The following is a 15,428-nucleotide window of genomic DNA, read 5'->3' as shown; positions in this document are numbered from 1 at the left end:
CGCAATTCGAAATGGATCGGGATTGTGGGTCGCTGATGGGGTTTGTATTTCGCTGGCTGGTGCGTATTACGACGGGTCTTATTCTGCTGGCTCTAGCCGCTGTAGCACTGATCTATTTCCTCGCTAGCCAGTCCTTGCCGGACTATAATCAGTCGGTCGAAGTCAAGGGGCTGACCGCCCCGGTTGAGATCATCCGAGACACCGCGAATGTGCCTCACATCCTAGCCGAAAACGATCCAGACGTTTTCTTTGGACTGGGTTACGCCCATGCGCAGGACCGCTTGTGGCAGATGACCGTCATGCGCCGAACCGCACAGGGCCGCTTATCCGAGATCTTCGGCGCCCGCACCGTGCATATCGACAAGCTGTTACGGCGGCTGGACCTGTACGGGCTGGCACATCGTTCGGTTGAGGTACAGGACGACTACACCAAGACGGCGCTACGCTCCTATGCCGCCGGAGTGAACGCACGCTTGGATGAGATCAACGATGAAGCACTGGGTCGTGGCGCGCCCGAGATGTTCTTGTTCAACGCACCGGTTTCCCCATGGCAACCCGGCGACAGCATAGCGGTGATCAAGCTGATGGGCTTGCAATTATCAGGCCATTTACAGGACGAAGTGCTGCGTGCGCGAACCTCGTTGATATTGAACGATCCAGCACGGCTCGCCGACATCCTACCCAATGTTCCGGGCGCTGGTATCGCGGCACTGCCAGAATATGCGGCGCTATTTCCCGGACTGCCCCGCTATGCTCGGGGCACGCCGATGCCCGAGACACCATTGTCACCCTTCCCGAAACGAGGATTCGCCGGTGCGTCCAACGCCTGGACCGCCGCGCCCTCGCGTTCGGCCAGCGGCGGTACATTACTGGCCAACGACCCGCATCTGGGGTTCACAGCTCCAGGCGTCTGGTATCTGGCACGGCTTGAACTGGACAAAGGTGGTGTCATTGGCGCAACCATCCCCGGTGTTCCCGCCGTTATGACCGGGCGCAGCGACCGTCTGGGCTGGGGCCTGACCTCTTCCTATCTGGATGATCAGGACGTGCATATCGAACAACTTAACCCCGACAACCCCGAAGAGTACTTGTCCCCCGATGGGTTCAAAAAGTTCCGCACCCGTCCCTCGATCATCGAGATAAAAGACGAAGCCCCAATTACTCTGACCCTTCGCTGGACGGAAAACGGTCCAGTCCTACCTGGCAGTCACTACGATCTTGAAACAATCACACCGCCGGGTCATGTCGCCTCGCTTTCGTGGACAGCGCTCAGCCCGCGCGACACGTCGATGACGGCCTCAATGAAGTTGATGAACGCAGATTCTGTTCGAGAAGCCATTGATGTAGCTGAACTTTTCATATCACCCTCACAGAACTTGTCGCTGGTCGACAACGAGACGATTGGCATGAAGTTGATCGGAGCCATGCCAAAACGTGACCTGCGCAACCAAAGCCGAGGGCGCATCCCAACGCCCGGTTGGCTGGCTGAAAACCTTTGGCAGGGCCGCCTACCTTATGCCGACAACCCGGAATTTATCGCCCCAGCGGGTGGCATTCTGGGCAACACCAACAACAAGATTATTGACCGTCCTTTCCCAGAACATGTGTCCTATGAATGGGGCGACACCCAGCGCGTGCATCGCTGGGAACGCCTGATGCAATCGCGCGAGGTCCACACCCGCGACAGCTTTATCGAGGCGCAGCTGGATACCGTCAGCTTTACCGCCCGATCACTGCTACCGCTGATCGGCGCAGACCTGTGGTTCACCGGAGCCTCCGCCCCAGAGGGCACGCCTGAGCGCCAGCGCCAAATCGCCCTGTCGCTGCTGGCCGAGTGGAATGGTGAGATGAACGAGCACCTGCCCGAGCCGCTGATCTACGCAGCCTGGTTGCGGGCGCTACAAATCCGCCTGATCTCGGACGAGCTTGGACCGTTGGCCGCAGAGTACAAACATGTCGAGCCGCTGTTCATCGAACGGGTTTTCCGTGACATTGACGGTGCTTCGGTCTGGTGTGACGTTATCCAAAGCGCGCCGACCGAAACCTGCACCGATATGGCGCGTCTGGCGCTGGACGACGCAATCATCTGGATCTCAGAAAACTACGGCAGCGCGCTGGAATCTCTGCGTTGGGGCGATGCGCATCAGGCCACTCATGATCACCCCGTTCTGGGTGAAGTTCCCATTCTGCGTTTCTTTGTCAACATCCGCCAATCCACCAGCGGTGGCGACAACACTCTTCTCCGCGGTCGAACCTCGGGCGAAGGCAAGCACCCATTTCAGAACGTCCACGGCGCGGGGTATCGCGGGGTCTATGATTTCGCTGACCCCGACAGCTCGGTCTTCATCACGGCCACCGGTCAGTCCGGTCATTTCCTGTCACGCTACTACGATGACCAGGCTCAGCTGTGGCGGCGCGGAGAGTATATCCCTATGTCACTGGACCTTGATCTGGCACGTGCGGCAGCCGTTGGCGTGACGAACCTGATCCCGCGCTGATTTCGCCTGTTTCGGCAAGACCTTGCCCCTTTTTTGACCAGTCGTGGACGTCGACCCGCCTTTTCGCCTACGATCAGGCGCGTGACTATTTGGGACCGGGGGCACAAATGGCTAGTATTCGGGATAGGCTGAACAATCTCGCGCGCGACTATGCAATCGCCTGGAGTTCGGGCGATCCGAACGCGGTGGCCGAGTTTTTCACATCCGATGGGCAAATCTCGATAAACCGAGGTGAGCCAATTGTAGGCCGCGCCGCCGTCGCGGACATGGCGCGCGGGTTCCGCGAAGATTTCCCCGACCTTGAAGTCAGGTGCGATATGCTCCGATGGGCCGGATCACATGCGATCTTTGTCTGGACGCTTGAGGGCCATCACGCCCAAACCGGCAACCACGTCGTCACCCGTGGCTGGGAGGAATGGGAGCTGACTGCTGATCACAAAATCCAGTCGTCTCTTGGTTGGTTCGACGCCGAAGACTACCAGCGGCAGATTGACAATGCCTGACGCCTAAAGCACCCGAAATTGCGCCGCCTGCTTATCGGTCCAAAGCACGGTGATTTCAAAACCGTCATCCGTTTGATTTTCCGACCGAACCACGTCCTGCCGGAACAGCCACGCACGCTTGTTGCCTTCAGCGAACCCCAACGTCAGCGTCTCCTCATGCCGGGCGCCTTGCAACTGGGTCGCGATTTCAGCCAACAGGGGTTCAACGCCTTCTCCCGTCACGGCTGAGATTGCAAAAATCGACGAGTCTCGGTCCGCCCGCTTGAAGGCTGCCTCGCGTTCATCTGCGTTCAGCAGGTCGATCTTGTTCCACACCTCCAGACGGGGGCGTTCTTCATCGACACCCAACGAGGTCAGGATCGCCTCAACATCCTGCGCCTGTGCGTCTGTTTCCTCGTGGCTGATGTCGCGCACGTGGACAACGATATCGGCTCCCAGAACTTCTTCTAGCGTCGCCCGGAAGGCCGCAACCAGTTCGGTCGGCAGGTTCGAGATGAACCCCACAGTGTCCGACAGGATCACCTCGGGGCCATCAGGCAATTCGACCCGTCGCATGGTCGGATCCAACGTGGCGAACAACATGTCCTTGGCCATCACCTCGGCCCCGGTCAGGCGGTTGAACAGCGTGGATTTACCGGCGTTGGTATAGCCCACCAATGCCACAATCGGATACGGCACCTTCGCGCGGGCCGCACGGTGCAGCGTGCGGGTTTTGACCACCTTTTGCAGTTGTCGCCGCAGGCGCACCAGTTGTTCATCAATGGCACGGCGGTCGGCCTCGATTTGGGTTTCCCCGGGACCGCCGACAAATCCCAATCCGCCCCGCTGACGCTCAAGGTGGGTCCAGGCTCTCACAAGTCGGGTCCGCTGATAACTCAGCGCAGCCATCTCGACCTGCAGCACACCCTCGCGGGTACGTGCGCGGTCGCTGAAAATTTCTAGGATCAGGCCGGTGCGGTCGAGAATTTTGACCTTCCACGCCTTCTCAAGGTTGCGCTGCTGTACCGGTGTTACCGGTCCATCAATCAGCACCAGCTCGATTTCGTTTTCCTTGAAGCGTGCGCCAAGCTCTTCAATTTTGCCACTGCCGAACAAAAGGCCAGGCTGGGCCCGCTGAAGGCGCACAATCTCGGACCCGATCACATCAAGATCGGGCAAAGCGGCAGCCAGTGCCACCGCCTCTTCCAGCGCCGGTTCGGGGACACGGCGCTGTTCATCTGATTTGATTTCCGGATGCAGCACCCAGGCCCGGGTGCGCGTCCTGTCATGTTCCATCAAGAGGCGTCTTCGCCCTCATACAGGCTGATCGGCTGCGACGGCATGATCGTCGAAATCGCATGTTTGTAGACCAGCTGCGACTGTCCGTCGCGGCGCAACAATACGCAGAAATTGTCGAACCAGGTGATTACACCCTGCAATTTCACGCCGTTGATCAGGAATATTGTGACCGGGACCTTTGCTTTCCGTACATTGTTCAGGAACGCGTCCTGCAGATTCTGTCTGTCCGAAGCCATATTTTGTTATCTCGCCATTGTTCTTGCTACGCGCTGCGGACCAACGCGCTCCCTCTGGCTGAGTATGGAGTGGGATCAAGCGAGTTTCCAGATCAAAAAATCAGTCAATCGCTTTATGTTGAAACTCAGTCGCGCCAGAGGCTTGGCGTAATCAATGCAATGATCGCCAGCGTTTCCAGCCGTCCAATCACCATCGCCGCGCACATGGTCAGCTTGGCCCCACCGGACAAGTCCACGATCCGAATGGGTATATCCGTGGCCAGTTCTATCAACGGGCCCGTTGTGCTCAGAGACGCGACAGTCAAAACCATTGCCTGCTCGAAACCTGCCCCCATCATCGCCAAAAGCAGATTGAACAGCGCCGCAGTCAGCGCGAACATCATCAAAAAGATCCACGCGATAAAGGCCCCATCGCTTTGGATACGCCGATTGCCTCCGCCCACGCCACTTACCGACGAGGGGTAGATCAGACGATCAATCTCTCGCGCGCCGTTCAGATAGAGGGCAAACACCCGCAGCAGCTTTACCCCGCCCGCCGTTGTCGCAACACCGCCGCCGATCAGCGCCAACCCCATCAGTATTAGCCCCGGGGTCCCAAGACCCGACAGTTGCTGCGCATCATTCCAGTTGGCACTTTCAAAGCCAGCAGTGGTCAAGAAAGACATAACTGTGAACAGCATACCCCAGAACACGTTCACAGCCTCCATCGGTTGCACTGTTCCACCGATTTCATTGACCCCAGCTAGTACGCGAAAAAACAGCAGCACAGCCACGGCGAGTACGATCATCAGGCCGATCCGAAATTCCGGATCCTTGTCCAATCGGGAATATCCGGATGTTGCTGTATCGGTTGAAAAGGTAAGCCGGGACAGCGCGAAGAACAGGAACAGAAAGAGAATCGCCTCGCCAGTTATACCGGCCTGCGCGCCTTCTAGCCCTCCGACCGGAGAAATGCCCGAGGTAGCCATGGTGGACATCGCATGGCAGATGGCGGTCAGCCCCTGCTCGCCTGTTATCAGAAGCAGTAGCCAAATCACTGCGGTTAGACCTGCATACACAGGCGCCAGAGTACGTGTGACACGAATCAAACGCCCGCGCGGGTCGACCTTTTCACTTTGCGCTACGCCCGATACCGGACGACCGGGTTGCCCGCGCGCGGTAACTTCAAAACCGCCCAGAGACAACGGCGCCAGAATCGCGGCGGCCGAAATCCACATCAGCAAACCGCCCATCCAGCCCACCAAAGCGCGCCATAGGTGCAAGGGTGCCGACAAGCGGTCAGGATCGGGGAAAATGTCAGCACCCGTCGTCGTCATTGCGCTTACCATGTCGAAATATGCATTCAGAAACGTCGTGTTTCCCAACGCATCATGCAATGGAATAGCAAGGAACAAGGGCAGCACGGTAAAGCAACCCAGCAACACGGCCAGTTGCCCCAACGTGCCCCGCCGCGGAACCCGGTTGGACGAGGCAAGCGCGACGCTTGCCACCACGAACAGCCCCAGCAATCCGGAATAGAAAAAAGATCGAGAGGTTTCGTGATCATCCAGCGCCAACGCGTAGATCGCCGGTATCCACATCGACAGCGAAACAACACCCCAGATCAGCAGAAACAGCGGCAAGCGCCGCGCCAGTCTGATCTGTTGTGTCTGCGCGCGTATCATCAGAAGAAATCGATTGAGACCTGCATCAACCGCTCGACCTCAGGCACGTCTTTGGCCATTGCAAAGATCGCCACCACATCTTTTTCTTCAACCCGCAAACTTCCGGAGGGGCGCAAGACTTCATCCCCTTTGCGCACCGCGCCCACCAGAACACCTTCGGGGAAATCAATGTCGCGCAGTCTTTGTCCGGCCATAGGCGAGGTCGACAGAACCTCGGCCTCAATCACCTCGGCTTCGGCATCGCCGATGGAATAGACCTGCCGCACGCGCCCGTGGCGGATATGGCGCAGGATCGAACTGACCGTGGTGGCGCGCGGGTTGATATAGGCGTCGATGCCTAACGGGCCCATCAGCGCCACCATGCTGGGGTCATTGATCAGCGCAATCGCCAGTGCGCAGCCCTCGGCCTTCGCACGGACGGCGGCAAGCATGTTGGCTCGGTCGTCATCTGTAACCGCCAGCATCGCGTCGGCGCGCTCAATCCCCGCTTCGCGCAAGAGAGCGGCATCCAACCCGTCGCCATTCAGAACGATCGTCCGCTCCAACGCCTCAGCCGCCAGTTCTGCGCAATGTCGGTCACGCTCAATGATCTTGGCGCGCACCCGGCTTTCACGCTCTTCTAGCGTGCGCGCGACCTCAAGCCCAACGTTGCCGCCTCCGACGATAACAACGCGATCCTGCTTCTTCTGTGTCTTACCAAAGACCTCCATCGTTCGGTCTACGTCGTCGACATTGCTAAAGACGTAGCATTCGTCGCCCACGAATAACTGATCTTCAGATTCCGGAGCGAAAAGACTTCCCTCACGCCGAACACCCACAACAATCGAACTGAGTGTTGAAAACAGGTCTGTCAACTGCCGCAGCGGCGTGTTCACGACCGGGCAGTCTTCTTCGATACGAATGCCCAGCAACTGCGCTTTGCCGTCCATGAACATCTCGGTGTCAAACGCGGACGGCGCAGATAGTCGGCGCATGGCGGCCGCAGCGACTTCGCGCTCGGGGCTGATCACCACGTCGATGGGCAAGTGGTCACGTCGGAACAGGTCCGAATGGATCGCCTGCAGATAGGACTTGGAGCGCAAGCGGGCAATCTTGCGCTGAATCGAGAAAATCGAATGCGCCATCTGACAGGTGACCATGTTCACCTCGTCCGAATGGGTCGCGGCGATGATCATGTCGGCGTCCCTAGCCCCTGCCCGCTCCAGCACATCCGGATAGCTGGCGAAACCCGCAATCCCCTGCACGTCCAGCGTCTCGGTCGCACGGCGCACCAGATCGGGGTTGTTGTCCACCACCGTCACGTCATTAAGCTCGCCCGAAAGGTGCCGTGCAATCTGCCAGCCAACCTGACCGGCACCGCATATGATGACCTTCATGTTTTTGGCCCTTCTGCCTGAATTGCTTGAATGACAGATGCCCCCAAAGCGGTCAATTGATTTGTCATCTACGTGAGGCTAGGGCAAGATAAGTGCATGAAAACAGTGCTTCGCTTGCTACTTCCGGTAATGGCCTTGTCCGCGTGCGACAGTCCGCTTTCGTTGTATTATCGCGAGGGCGAGAGCGTGTCCCGCCTACAGACCGAAACAACGCAGTGTCAGCTTCAGGCCGTTCAAGACGTACCGGTGGCCACTCAGGTTCGCCAAAGCCCACCAACTTACTGGCCCGGGCGCACCTATTGTGATGGTCGGGGACATTGCTATCGTTCGGCCGGCTGGTGGCAGCCTGGACAGGTTTACACAGTGGACGTCAACCAAGGCCTACGCAATGAGGTCGAGGCGCAGTGTATGGCCCAAAAAGGGTTCCGTCCAATCAGCCTGCCCCCCTGCAAGCAAAGCGTTAGATCTAGTGCGCCGAACGTTCCGACAACGACCTTGCCGCCGCTGACCACTCAGTCGTGTTATGTGAAACTCGATAACGGGGCGTTCCAGATTCTCAACCCCGGTCAATCAGGGTGACGGTCCGGCGGATTACTCCGCCGGTTCCGGTTCATCCAATTGCGCCACCCGCGCGCCGGATTTGTTCGAGGTCACAACCCCCAGCGATTTTAACTTGCGATGCAGCGCGCTTCGCTCCATCCCGACAAAGCTGGCGGTGCGACTGATGTTTCCGCCAAAGCGGTTAATCTGCGTCAGCAAATACTCCCGCTCGAACGCCTCACGCGCTTCGCGCAATGGCAATGTGGCTAATGCACCAGACAGGACAACGCGGCCTGTATCGTCCGCTTTTTCCTCTTCCGCGGGTAGTTCCTTGGCTTCAATCGGCCCAGAACCATCCCCCAAGATCAGTACACGTTCGATCAGATTTTTGAGCTGACGTACGTTGCCCGGCCAAGTCATCGTCTGCAACAACGCCACTGCCTCTTCCGAGACTTCACGCATAGCAAGACCTTGAGATTCATTACACATTTCAATGAAGTGCTGTGCCAGAACCGGGATATCCTCGCGTCGTTCCTCCAGCGACGGAACCGCAATCGGAACCACGTTCAGGCGGTGGTAGAGCTCTTCGCGGAACCGGTCAGCCGCGATTTCCGCCTCTAGGTCTCGGTTGGTGGACGAGATCACCCGAAGATCGACCCGAACCTTGTCCGATCCACCAACGCGCTGGAATTGCTGATCGACGAGAACGCGCAAAATCTTGGACTGGGTGCCCAGAGGCATATCCGCGACCTCGTCGAAGTACACCACACCGCCATGCGCCTCTTCCAGAAGACCAGATTCAATCCCGCGTTCAGAGGACTCTCGCCCAAACAGAACTTCTTCAACGCGCTCAGGCTCGATCCCGGCACAGTTCACGGTCACAAAGGGCGCGTTGGCGCGATTGGAATGAGCGTGGATATACCGCGCGGCGATCTCCTTACCCGATCCGGCCGGGCCGCTCAGCATCACACGACCGTTGGACTTTGTAACCTTGTCCAACTGGCTCTGCATGGTGCGGAACGCCGCGGACTTGCCGATCATGTCCGAGCTGGTCACTTCCTTGCGTTTCAGCGAGGCGTTCTCGCGGCGCAGGCGAGAGGTCTCCATCGCGCGGCGGATCACAACCATCAGCTGGTCGATGTTGAACGGCTTTTCGATAAAGTCGTAAGCCCCCTGCTTGATCGCCGCTACCGCGATTTCGATGTTGCCGTGGCCGGAAATAATCACCACCGGCACGTCCGGGTTGTCACGCTTTACCGACTTCAGAATATCGATCCCATCCATCCGGCTGTCCTTCAGCCAGATATCGAGAATCAACAGCCCCGGCGGTTCCGAATTGATCTCGGCCATGCACTCATCCGAGTTGCCAGCCAGCCGGGTTGAATAGCCTTCGTCCTCCAGAATGTCGGACACCAGCTCGCGAATATCGCGTTCGTCATCTACGATCAGAATGTCACTCATCTTTGGCCTGCTTTCAGTTTGTTGGTTTTAATTGCCTGCTTTTGTGGCGCTGCGGTCGGGGATAAATTGGCCCCCGGCAAACGGATCACGGCCATTGCACCAAAATGGTCCTGCCCGTCAAAGACGGGCGCGTCTTCAAGCGTCAGCGCTCCGCCGTGTTCTTCGATAATCTTCTTGACAATGGGCAGGCCCAGTCCCGTGCCTTCGTCCCTTGTTGTCACATACGGCTCGAACAGGCGCGCCCGATCCTCGGGCAGTCCAATGCCATTGTCTGCGATGGTGATTTCCGTACCCGCATCATCGCTGGTCAACGCCACTTTGATCTGTGGCTTCAAGTTTTCAGGCGCGCCTTTTTGTTTCAACGTTTGAATGGCTTCACCGGCATTTTTAATGAGGTTTGTTAGCGCCTGATTCAGCATCGTCGCATCCACATCCGCCAGAATGGGTTGATTGGGCAGAGTTGCGTCAATCTGCACGCCCGGCTGCCCGGCCTGCTGCAACAAGACTGCCTCACGCACCAGTCCGACGACGTCCTCTTCGCGCCGGTCCGGCTCTGGCATTCGGGCAAATTTCGAAAACTCGTCCACGATCCGCCGCAAGTCATTGGTCTGGCGCACGATCACGTCGGTCATGGATTCGAGGCTAGCGCAATCCTCTTCATCCAACTTGCGTGAGAATTTACGCTTTATCCGTTCCGCGCTCAGTTGGATCGGCGTCAGCGGGTTCTTGATCTCATGCGCGATGCGCCGCGCAACATCGCCCCATGCGGCCATCCGCTGAGCACTGACCAGGTCGGTCACGTCATCAAAGGCAACCACATAGCCCTCAAGTCCGCCATCTTCGCCTCGGCGGGTGGCCATACGCACCAGCAGGTTTTCCAGCCGTCCCTTGCGGGTAACCTTGATTTCACCCTGCACGGCCTCCTGCCCACCTTCCTTGAGGCTTTCGAACAGAGGCAGAAACTCTGGCACCGCGATACCGATGGCCAGTTGATCTTCGACCTTCGTCCAGTCCAGCAACCGTTCGGCCGAGCGGTTCACGAATGTCACACAGCCATCCGGATCAACGCCAACCACACCAGATGTCACCGAACTGAGCACCGAATCAAACAAACGACGCCGACGTTCAATGTGGCGAGTGTTTTCCAAAAGAGTGTCGCGCTGCCCTTTAAGTTGGCGCGTCATCTGATTGAAATAACGACCTAACATGGCGATTTCATCATCGCTGGCTTCTTCGATGACCTGCACACTGAGGTCACCTGCACCAACCCTCTGCGCCGCCGTCGTCAACCGACCCACCGGACGCGAAAGACGTTCAGCGAACCACATTCCCAACGACATTGCCGCCAGAATAAGGATCACAGCGAAGCCCAGATACAGAAGACCGAATTCAAACAGCACCCGGCCTCGTTCGCTTTCAAGCTGTTGGTAGAACTGAGCCGTTTCCTTGGTGTCGTCCAACAGAGTCAAAAGCTGCCCGTCCACTTCCCGGCTGACATAGAGATACCGGTCCAGATAGGCCTGCAAAGGCACCAGCGCGCGGAACTCATTGTTTTGCCAGTCAGCAATAACCAGTAGCCCGGCATCCGACGCTTCGACGATCTGCTCTGGCGTCGGGGCTTCGTAATTGAAGAGGTAAGACCGGTCCCCACGAGAGCGGATTTCGCCACTACCATCAATGACATAGGCCTCTTTCAGCCCGCGCTGAATCTGCGACTGCCCTTGCGACAGAACCTCACGCAGTTCTGCGTCGGAAATGTAAAAGTCCAAGTTGCGGGCATTGTCCAGAAACCGGGCCAGAACGGCCGCATCCTGTGTCAGGCCCTGCCGGTGCTCAAGCTCGTAGGCTTCGGCGGCCGTCAGGGACGAACCAACCACTTGCCGTACGCGATCCGAAAACCACCCTTCGAGGCCAATATTCACCGTCAGCCCTGCGAAAATCGCAACAGTGACAGTCGGCACCAGAGCCAGAAGCGTAAATGCGCCGATCAATCTCAGGTGCAGTCGGGATCCTGCGGATTTGGCCCGGCGGGCAGCGATCAGACTAAAGACTTGCCCCAGAACCAGCGCTGCGACGACCAGCACATAGACTAGGTCCGCCAAAAGGATCAGACGCAAAGTGGGGGCAGTCGCCCCCAAGTCAAATGGACCAATAACAAGGTAGGTAGCCAGCGCCAAAGCAGGGCCTAGAAGAACCAGCCCCAACGTGCCGATATTGCGCAGTTTTCGAGATTTCCGCCACCGATTAATCGCTGGAATCGGCCCGCTCTGTGCTCGGGTTGCCACCGTCTGCCCTCATTCTGATGTGTCGCGTGCGCGACGTACCGCCATATGTCGTGGTCGTTGCCGGGAGCGAACCCAGATGCCACGATTTGTGTGGCGATATTACATCAGTTTGCGGCGTCGTGTCACCTGAATATCGAGGTCTGTAATTTTTTTGCGCAGCGTATTCCGATTAATCCCCAGCAGGTCCGCACATTTCGCCTGATTTCCGCCAGTTGCATCTAGCGCCAGTTCGATCAGGGGTGCTTCAACCTCGCGCAAGATGCGCTGATACAAGCCCGGAGGCGGTAAAAGATTGCCGTGAAGGTCGAAGTACCGACGCAGATGGCGCGCGACTGAGGCCGAGAGTTTTTCACGCTCTCCATCCCCCAAAACCGGCTCGGCTTCGGGCTGGCTGCCCAGCACCATTTCCACCTCGGCTTTCGAGATTTCATCAGCGCGACTGGTCAGGCTGAGCCGGCGAATGGCGTTTTCCAATTGCCGCACGTTGCCAGGCCAGGAATAGCGACGAACCAGTTCAACCGCATCTTCGCTGAGCCAGCGTTTCGCTCCATGCTCACGCTCCTCACGCGCAAGGAAATGATCAGCCAACAGCGTGATGTCGTCCACCCGTTCCCGCAGCGCTGGGACATGCAGCGTCGCACCGCACAATCGATAATAAAGGTCCTGACGAACCCGCCCGCTCTCCATTGCTTCGGTCAGATCGGACTGGCTAGTCGCCATAAACCGCGGAACGTGGTCGCCGGGGGTATCCATCATCCGCACGATACGGGCCTGCAACTCGTCCTCGATATCGGCGATTTCATCAATTAGCAGCGTTCCACCGCGCACACGCGCCATCACCCGCGCGGGGCCTTCCAGATCCCGCAGGTCCGCTGCAGTCGCCGTCACAAACGGCAAGGTTCGCCGATCTGAGAAATCGTGAATAGCGCGTGCAATCAATGATTTACCTGTGCCACTTTCACCAGAAATCATCACTGACAGATCGGTGTTCATCACCCGCGCCACCAATCGATAGAGCGCCTGCATTACCGGCGTGCGGCCGACCAAAGGGAGTTCCTCGGGGCGGTCCTCCGTAGTTTCGACCATTTCAGAATGCACGCGCTGTTTCTGTTCCAAGGCCCGCGCCGTGCGCTTCATCAAATCGGGTAAATCGAACGGCTTGGGCAGATAATCATAGGCATCCGCTTCGGCGGCCTGAATTGCCGTCATGATCGTGTTCTGTGCGGAAATCACGATAACCGGCAGACCAGGGCGATCCTGTGCGATCTTGGGCAACATCTCCAACCCGTTTCCATCCGGCATGACCACATCAGAGATCACCACGTCGCCCTTGCCCTCACCAACCCAACGCATCAGCGTCGTCAGCGAGGAAGTCGCGTGAACCTTGCACCCCGCCCGCGTCAGGGCCTGAGTCAGAACGGTGCGGATCGTGCGGTCGTCGTCTGCGACCAATACTGTGCCATCCATCGGGTGCTCTCCTTATTCTTTGCTCTTATCGGCTTTTTCAAGTTGCGTCTTTTGGTGCCCGCCTCAGCGAGATGCGGAACACAGTGCGTCCCGGAACCGAGTCAGCTGAAATCCAGCCGTCATGGTCCGAGATAATCTTGCTGACCAGCGCCAACCCAAGGCCGGTACCGTTTTCCTTACCCGACACGAACGGATCGAAAATATCGCTGCGGATTTTCTCGGGCAGGCCCGGCCCGTCATCAATGATCTCGATCTGCAATGGCAGAGAATGACCGGAACCGTCGCTGCGTCGCAGGCGGAAGGAATGCTCGAAATAAGTCCGCAGGCGAATGGTTCCACCTTTTGGGTCGGCTGCTTCCGAAGCGTTTTTGAGCAGATTCAGCACCACCTGCAGGAACTGATCCGGATCACCATAGGCCAACGGCAACGAGGGATCGTAATCCTCGATAATTTTCATATGCGCGCCAAACCCCAACAGCGCCGAGCGGCGCGCACGGTCCAGAACGTCGTGAATGTTGACCGGCTTGAAGTCAGGCTGAGAGAGGTTTCCGAACTGTTCCACCTGCTCCAACAGCTTCACGATACGTCGACTTTCGGCGACAATAAGATCTGTTAATTCAAGGTCCTGCTGTGAAATATTCATGCTCAGCAACTGCGCTGCACCAGTAATCCCGGCCAGAGGATTCTTGATCTCGTGCGCTAGCATCTCGGCCATGCCGATGGCGGATTGCGCAGCCGATTTCACCGTATTGCCCCGCGTCATCCGCCCCGCCAGTTCGCGCGGAGAGATGATCATGATCATCGAACCTGAATGCCCAACCAGCGGCGCGATCTGCAACGCGCATTGCAGCGGGGCACGGTTGCCCGAGCCTGCATCCACATCGTTCACGAACAGTGGAGTGCCCAACTCACGAGCCCGCGCAAACGCTTCCTCCAGAGGCGCGTCTACAGCGATCTGGTCCCAGACAGGATGACCGATCACGGATTTGCGCGAAGCATTCAGAAACCCTTCTCCAGCCGAGTTCACGTCTGCGATCCGTTCATCGGCGTCGATGATGAAGGCGGGCACGGGCAGCGAAGTCCAGATGCTTTGATCTGAGGTCATGCTGCTGCCTCCGCATCTGTGATTATCGCATCACACAGCAAGCGCAGCACCTCTGCTGGATCGCGCGAGGTCAAGACGGCGCGGCGCAGGGCTGCGGGGGTTCCGGCCTCATCCATGTACCAGCCCAAATGTTTGCGCGCGACGCGCAGGCCGAGATCAGTTCCATAGAATGTCAGCATCGCCTGATAATGCGCGCGAACCATCTCGATCAGATCATCACCAACGGGAATTTCCGGCGCCGCTGCGCCGTAGAGATCACGGCAGATCTGCGCCAGTAGCCACGGCTTTCCTTGCGCACCTCGGCCGACCATTACCCCATCCGCACCGGATTGAGACAGCGCGGTTTCCGCGGTCACCGAATCCAGGATATCTCCGTTCGCTATGACCGGTATCGAGACAGCTTCTTTCACGGCTCGGATGGCGTGCCAGTCGGCGCTGCCCTTGTAGAACTGGCACCGCGTCCGACCATGAATTGTCACCATGCAGATACCCGCATCCTGCGCGCGACGCGCCACGTCAGGCGCGTTCAGCAAGGCATCGTCCCAGCCGAGTCGCGTCTTCAGAGTCACAGGCACGTCAACGGCTTCAACCACCGCCTCGATCAAGGTCAGCGCATGATCCGGCGTTTTCAGCAGCGCGGACCCGGAATAGCCATTGGTCACCTTTTTTGCCGGGCAGCCCATATTAATGTCGATCACCCGCGCCCCGCGATCAGCCACTTGCCGCGCGGCCTCGGCCATCCAATGCGCCTCGCGTCCGGCCAGTTGCACGGCGGTGTTCTCCACATCCGCCGACAACTCGGCCCGCTCGCGTACACCGGGCTTGGCCTGCACCATCTCCTGGCTGGCGACCATCTCGCTCACGACCATTCCCGCGCCAAAGCGCGTCACCAGATCACGAAATGGACGGTCCGTAATTCCAGCCATGGGTGCCAGCATGACCGGCGGGTTCAGAGCTTTGTCAGCGAGCTGCAGTGTCAACGTGCTTAATCCTTGGGCAGTTGCGGCTTTGATAT

11 protein-coding genes are annotated in these 15,428 nt (G+C 58.2%); 2 read left to right on the top strand and 9 right to left on the bottom strand.

Annotated elements, in window-relative coordinates:
* Nucleotides 1-35 precede the first annotated feature (35 nt).
* Together ABLN94_RS02250 and ABLN94_RS02245 are read left to right on the top strand one after the other, a co-directional pair.
* Nucleotides 36-2,498, top strand: a complete 2,463-nt coding sequence (locus ABLN94_RS02250; RefSeq protein ID WP_352988697.1) for a penicillin acylase family protein — start codon at nucleotides 36-38, stop codon at nucleotides 2,496-2,498.
* Nucleotides 2,499-2,605: 107 nt separating this feature from the next.
* Nucleotides 2,606-3,001, top strand: a complete 396-nt coding sequence (locus ABLN94_RS02245) for a nuclear transport factor 2 family protein (protein ID WP_352988695.1) — start codon at nucleotides 2,606-2,608, stop codon at nucleotides 2,999-3,001.
* 3 nt (nucleotides 3,002-3,004) lie between these two features.
* Here ABLN94_RS02245 and hflX read toward each other — a convergent pair whose 3' ends face one another.
* From hflX to dusB, 9 genes are all read right to left on the bottom strand, one after another.
* A complete protein-coding gene (gene hflX, locus ABLN94_RS02240; RefSeq protein WP_352988693.1) occupies nucleotides 3,005-4,276 on the bottom strand; it encodes a GTPase HflX in 1,272 nt (423 codons plus the stop codon).
* Entirely contained in the window at nucleotides 4,276-4,515 is a 240-nt protein-coding gene (hfq, locus tag ABLN94_RS02235) for an RNA chaperone Hfq (RefSeq protein ID WP_010440340.1), read from the bottom strand. The genes hflX and hfq overlap by 1 nt, the downstream gene beginning before the upstream one ends.
* A 125-nt stretch (nucleotides 4,516-4,640) precedes the next feature.
* The gene (locus ABLN94_RS02230) at nucleotides 4,641-6,179 is read right to left on the bottom strand and encodes a TrkH family potassium uptake protein (RefSeq protein WP_352988691.1); all 1,539 of its coding nucleotides are present in this window, start codon (nucleotides 6,177-6,179) and stop codon (nucleotides 4,641-4,643) included.
* A complete protein-coding gene (trkA, locus tag ABLN94_RS02225) occupies nucleotides 6,179-7,555 on the bottom strand; it encodes a Trk system potassium transporter TrkA (protein ID WP_170489144.1) in 1,377 nt (458 codons plus the stop codon). Before trkA ends, ABLN94_RS02230 begins: the two co-directional genes overlap by 1 nt.
* Nucleotides 7,556-8,146: 591 nt before the next feature.
* Nucleotides 8,147-9,556 carry a sigma-54-dependent transcriptional regulator gene (locus tag ABLN94_RS02220; protein ID WP_170489150.1) on the bottom strand — a complete coding sequence of 470 codons (1,410 nt, stop codon included), beginning with the start codon at nucleotides 9,554-9,556 and terminating at the stop codon, nucleotides 8,147-8,149.
* On the bottom strand, nucleotides 9,553-11,841 hold the full coding sequence (locus ABLN94_RS02215; protein WP_352988688.1) for a sensor histidine kinase NtrY-like: 2,289 nt from the start codon (nucleotides 11,839-11,841) through the stop codon (nucleotides 9,553-9,555). The genes ABLN94_RS02220 and ABLN94_RS02215 overlap by 4 nt, the downstream gene beginning before the upstream one ends.
* Before the next feature lie 99 nt (nucleotides 11,842-11,940).
* Complete coding sequence (locus ABLN94_RS02210) at nucleotides 11,941-13,308, bottom strand: response regulator (RefSeq protein ID WP_352988686.1); 1,368 nt, start codon at nucleotides 13,306-13,308, stop codon at nucleotides 11,941-11,943.
* A gap of 37 nt (nucleotides 13,309-13,345) precedes the next feature.
* A complete protein-coding gene (locus ABLN94_RS02205; RefSeq protein WP_352988684.1) occupies nucleotides 13,346-14,413 on the bottom strand; it encodes a two-component system sensor histidine kinase NtrB in 1,068 nt (355 codons plus the stop codon).
* Nucleotides 14,410-15,393 (bottom strand): tRNA dihydrouridine synthase DusB, encoded by a 984-nt coding sequence (dusB, locus tag ABLN94_RS02200; protein ID WP_352988682.1) that lies wholly within the window; start codon nucleotides 15,391-15,393, stop codon nucleotides 14,410-14,412. Before dusB ends, ABLN94_RS02205 begins: the two co-directional genes overlap by 4 nt.
* Nucleotides 15,394-15,428: the final 35 nt, after the last annotated feature.

The sequence above is a fragment of the Ruegeria sp. SCP11 genome, from assembly GCF_040329455.1.
Classification (GTDB): Bacteria; Pseudomonadota; Alphaproteobacteria; order Rhodobacterales; family Rhodobacteraceae; genus Ruegeria; species Ruegeria atlantica_E.
The sequence above is the reverse complement of the archived record's forward strand: the minus strand, read 5'-3'. Positions and strand labels throughout refer to the sequence as shown.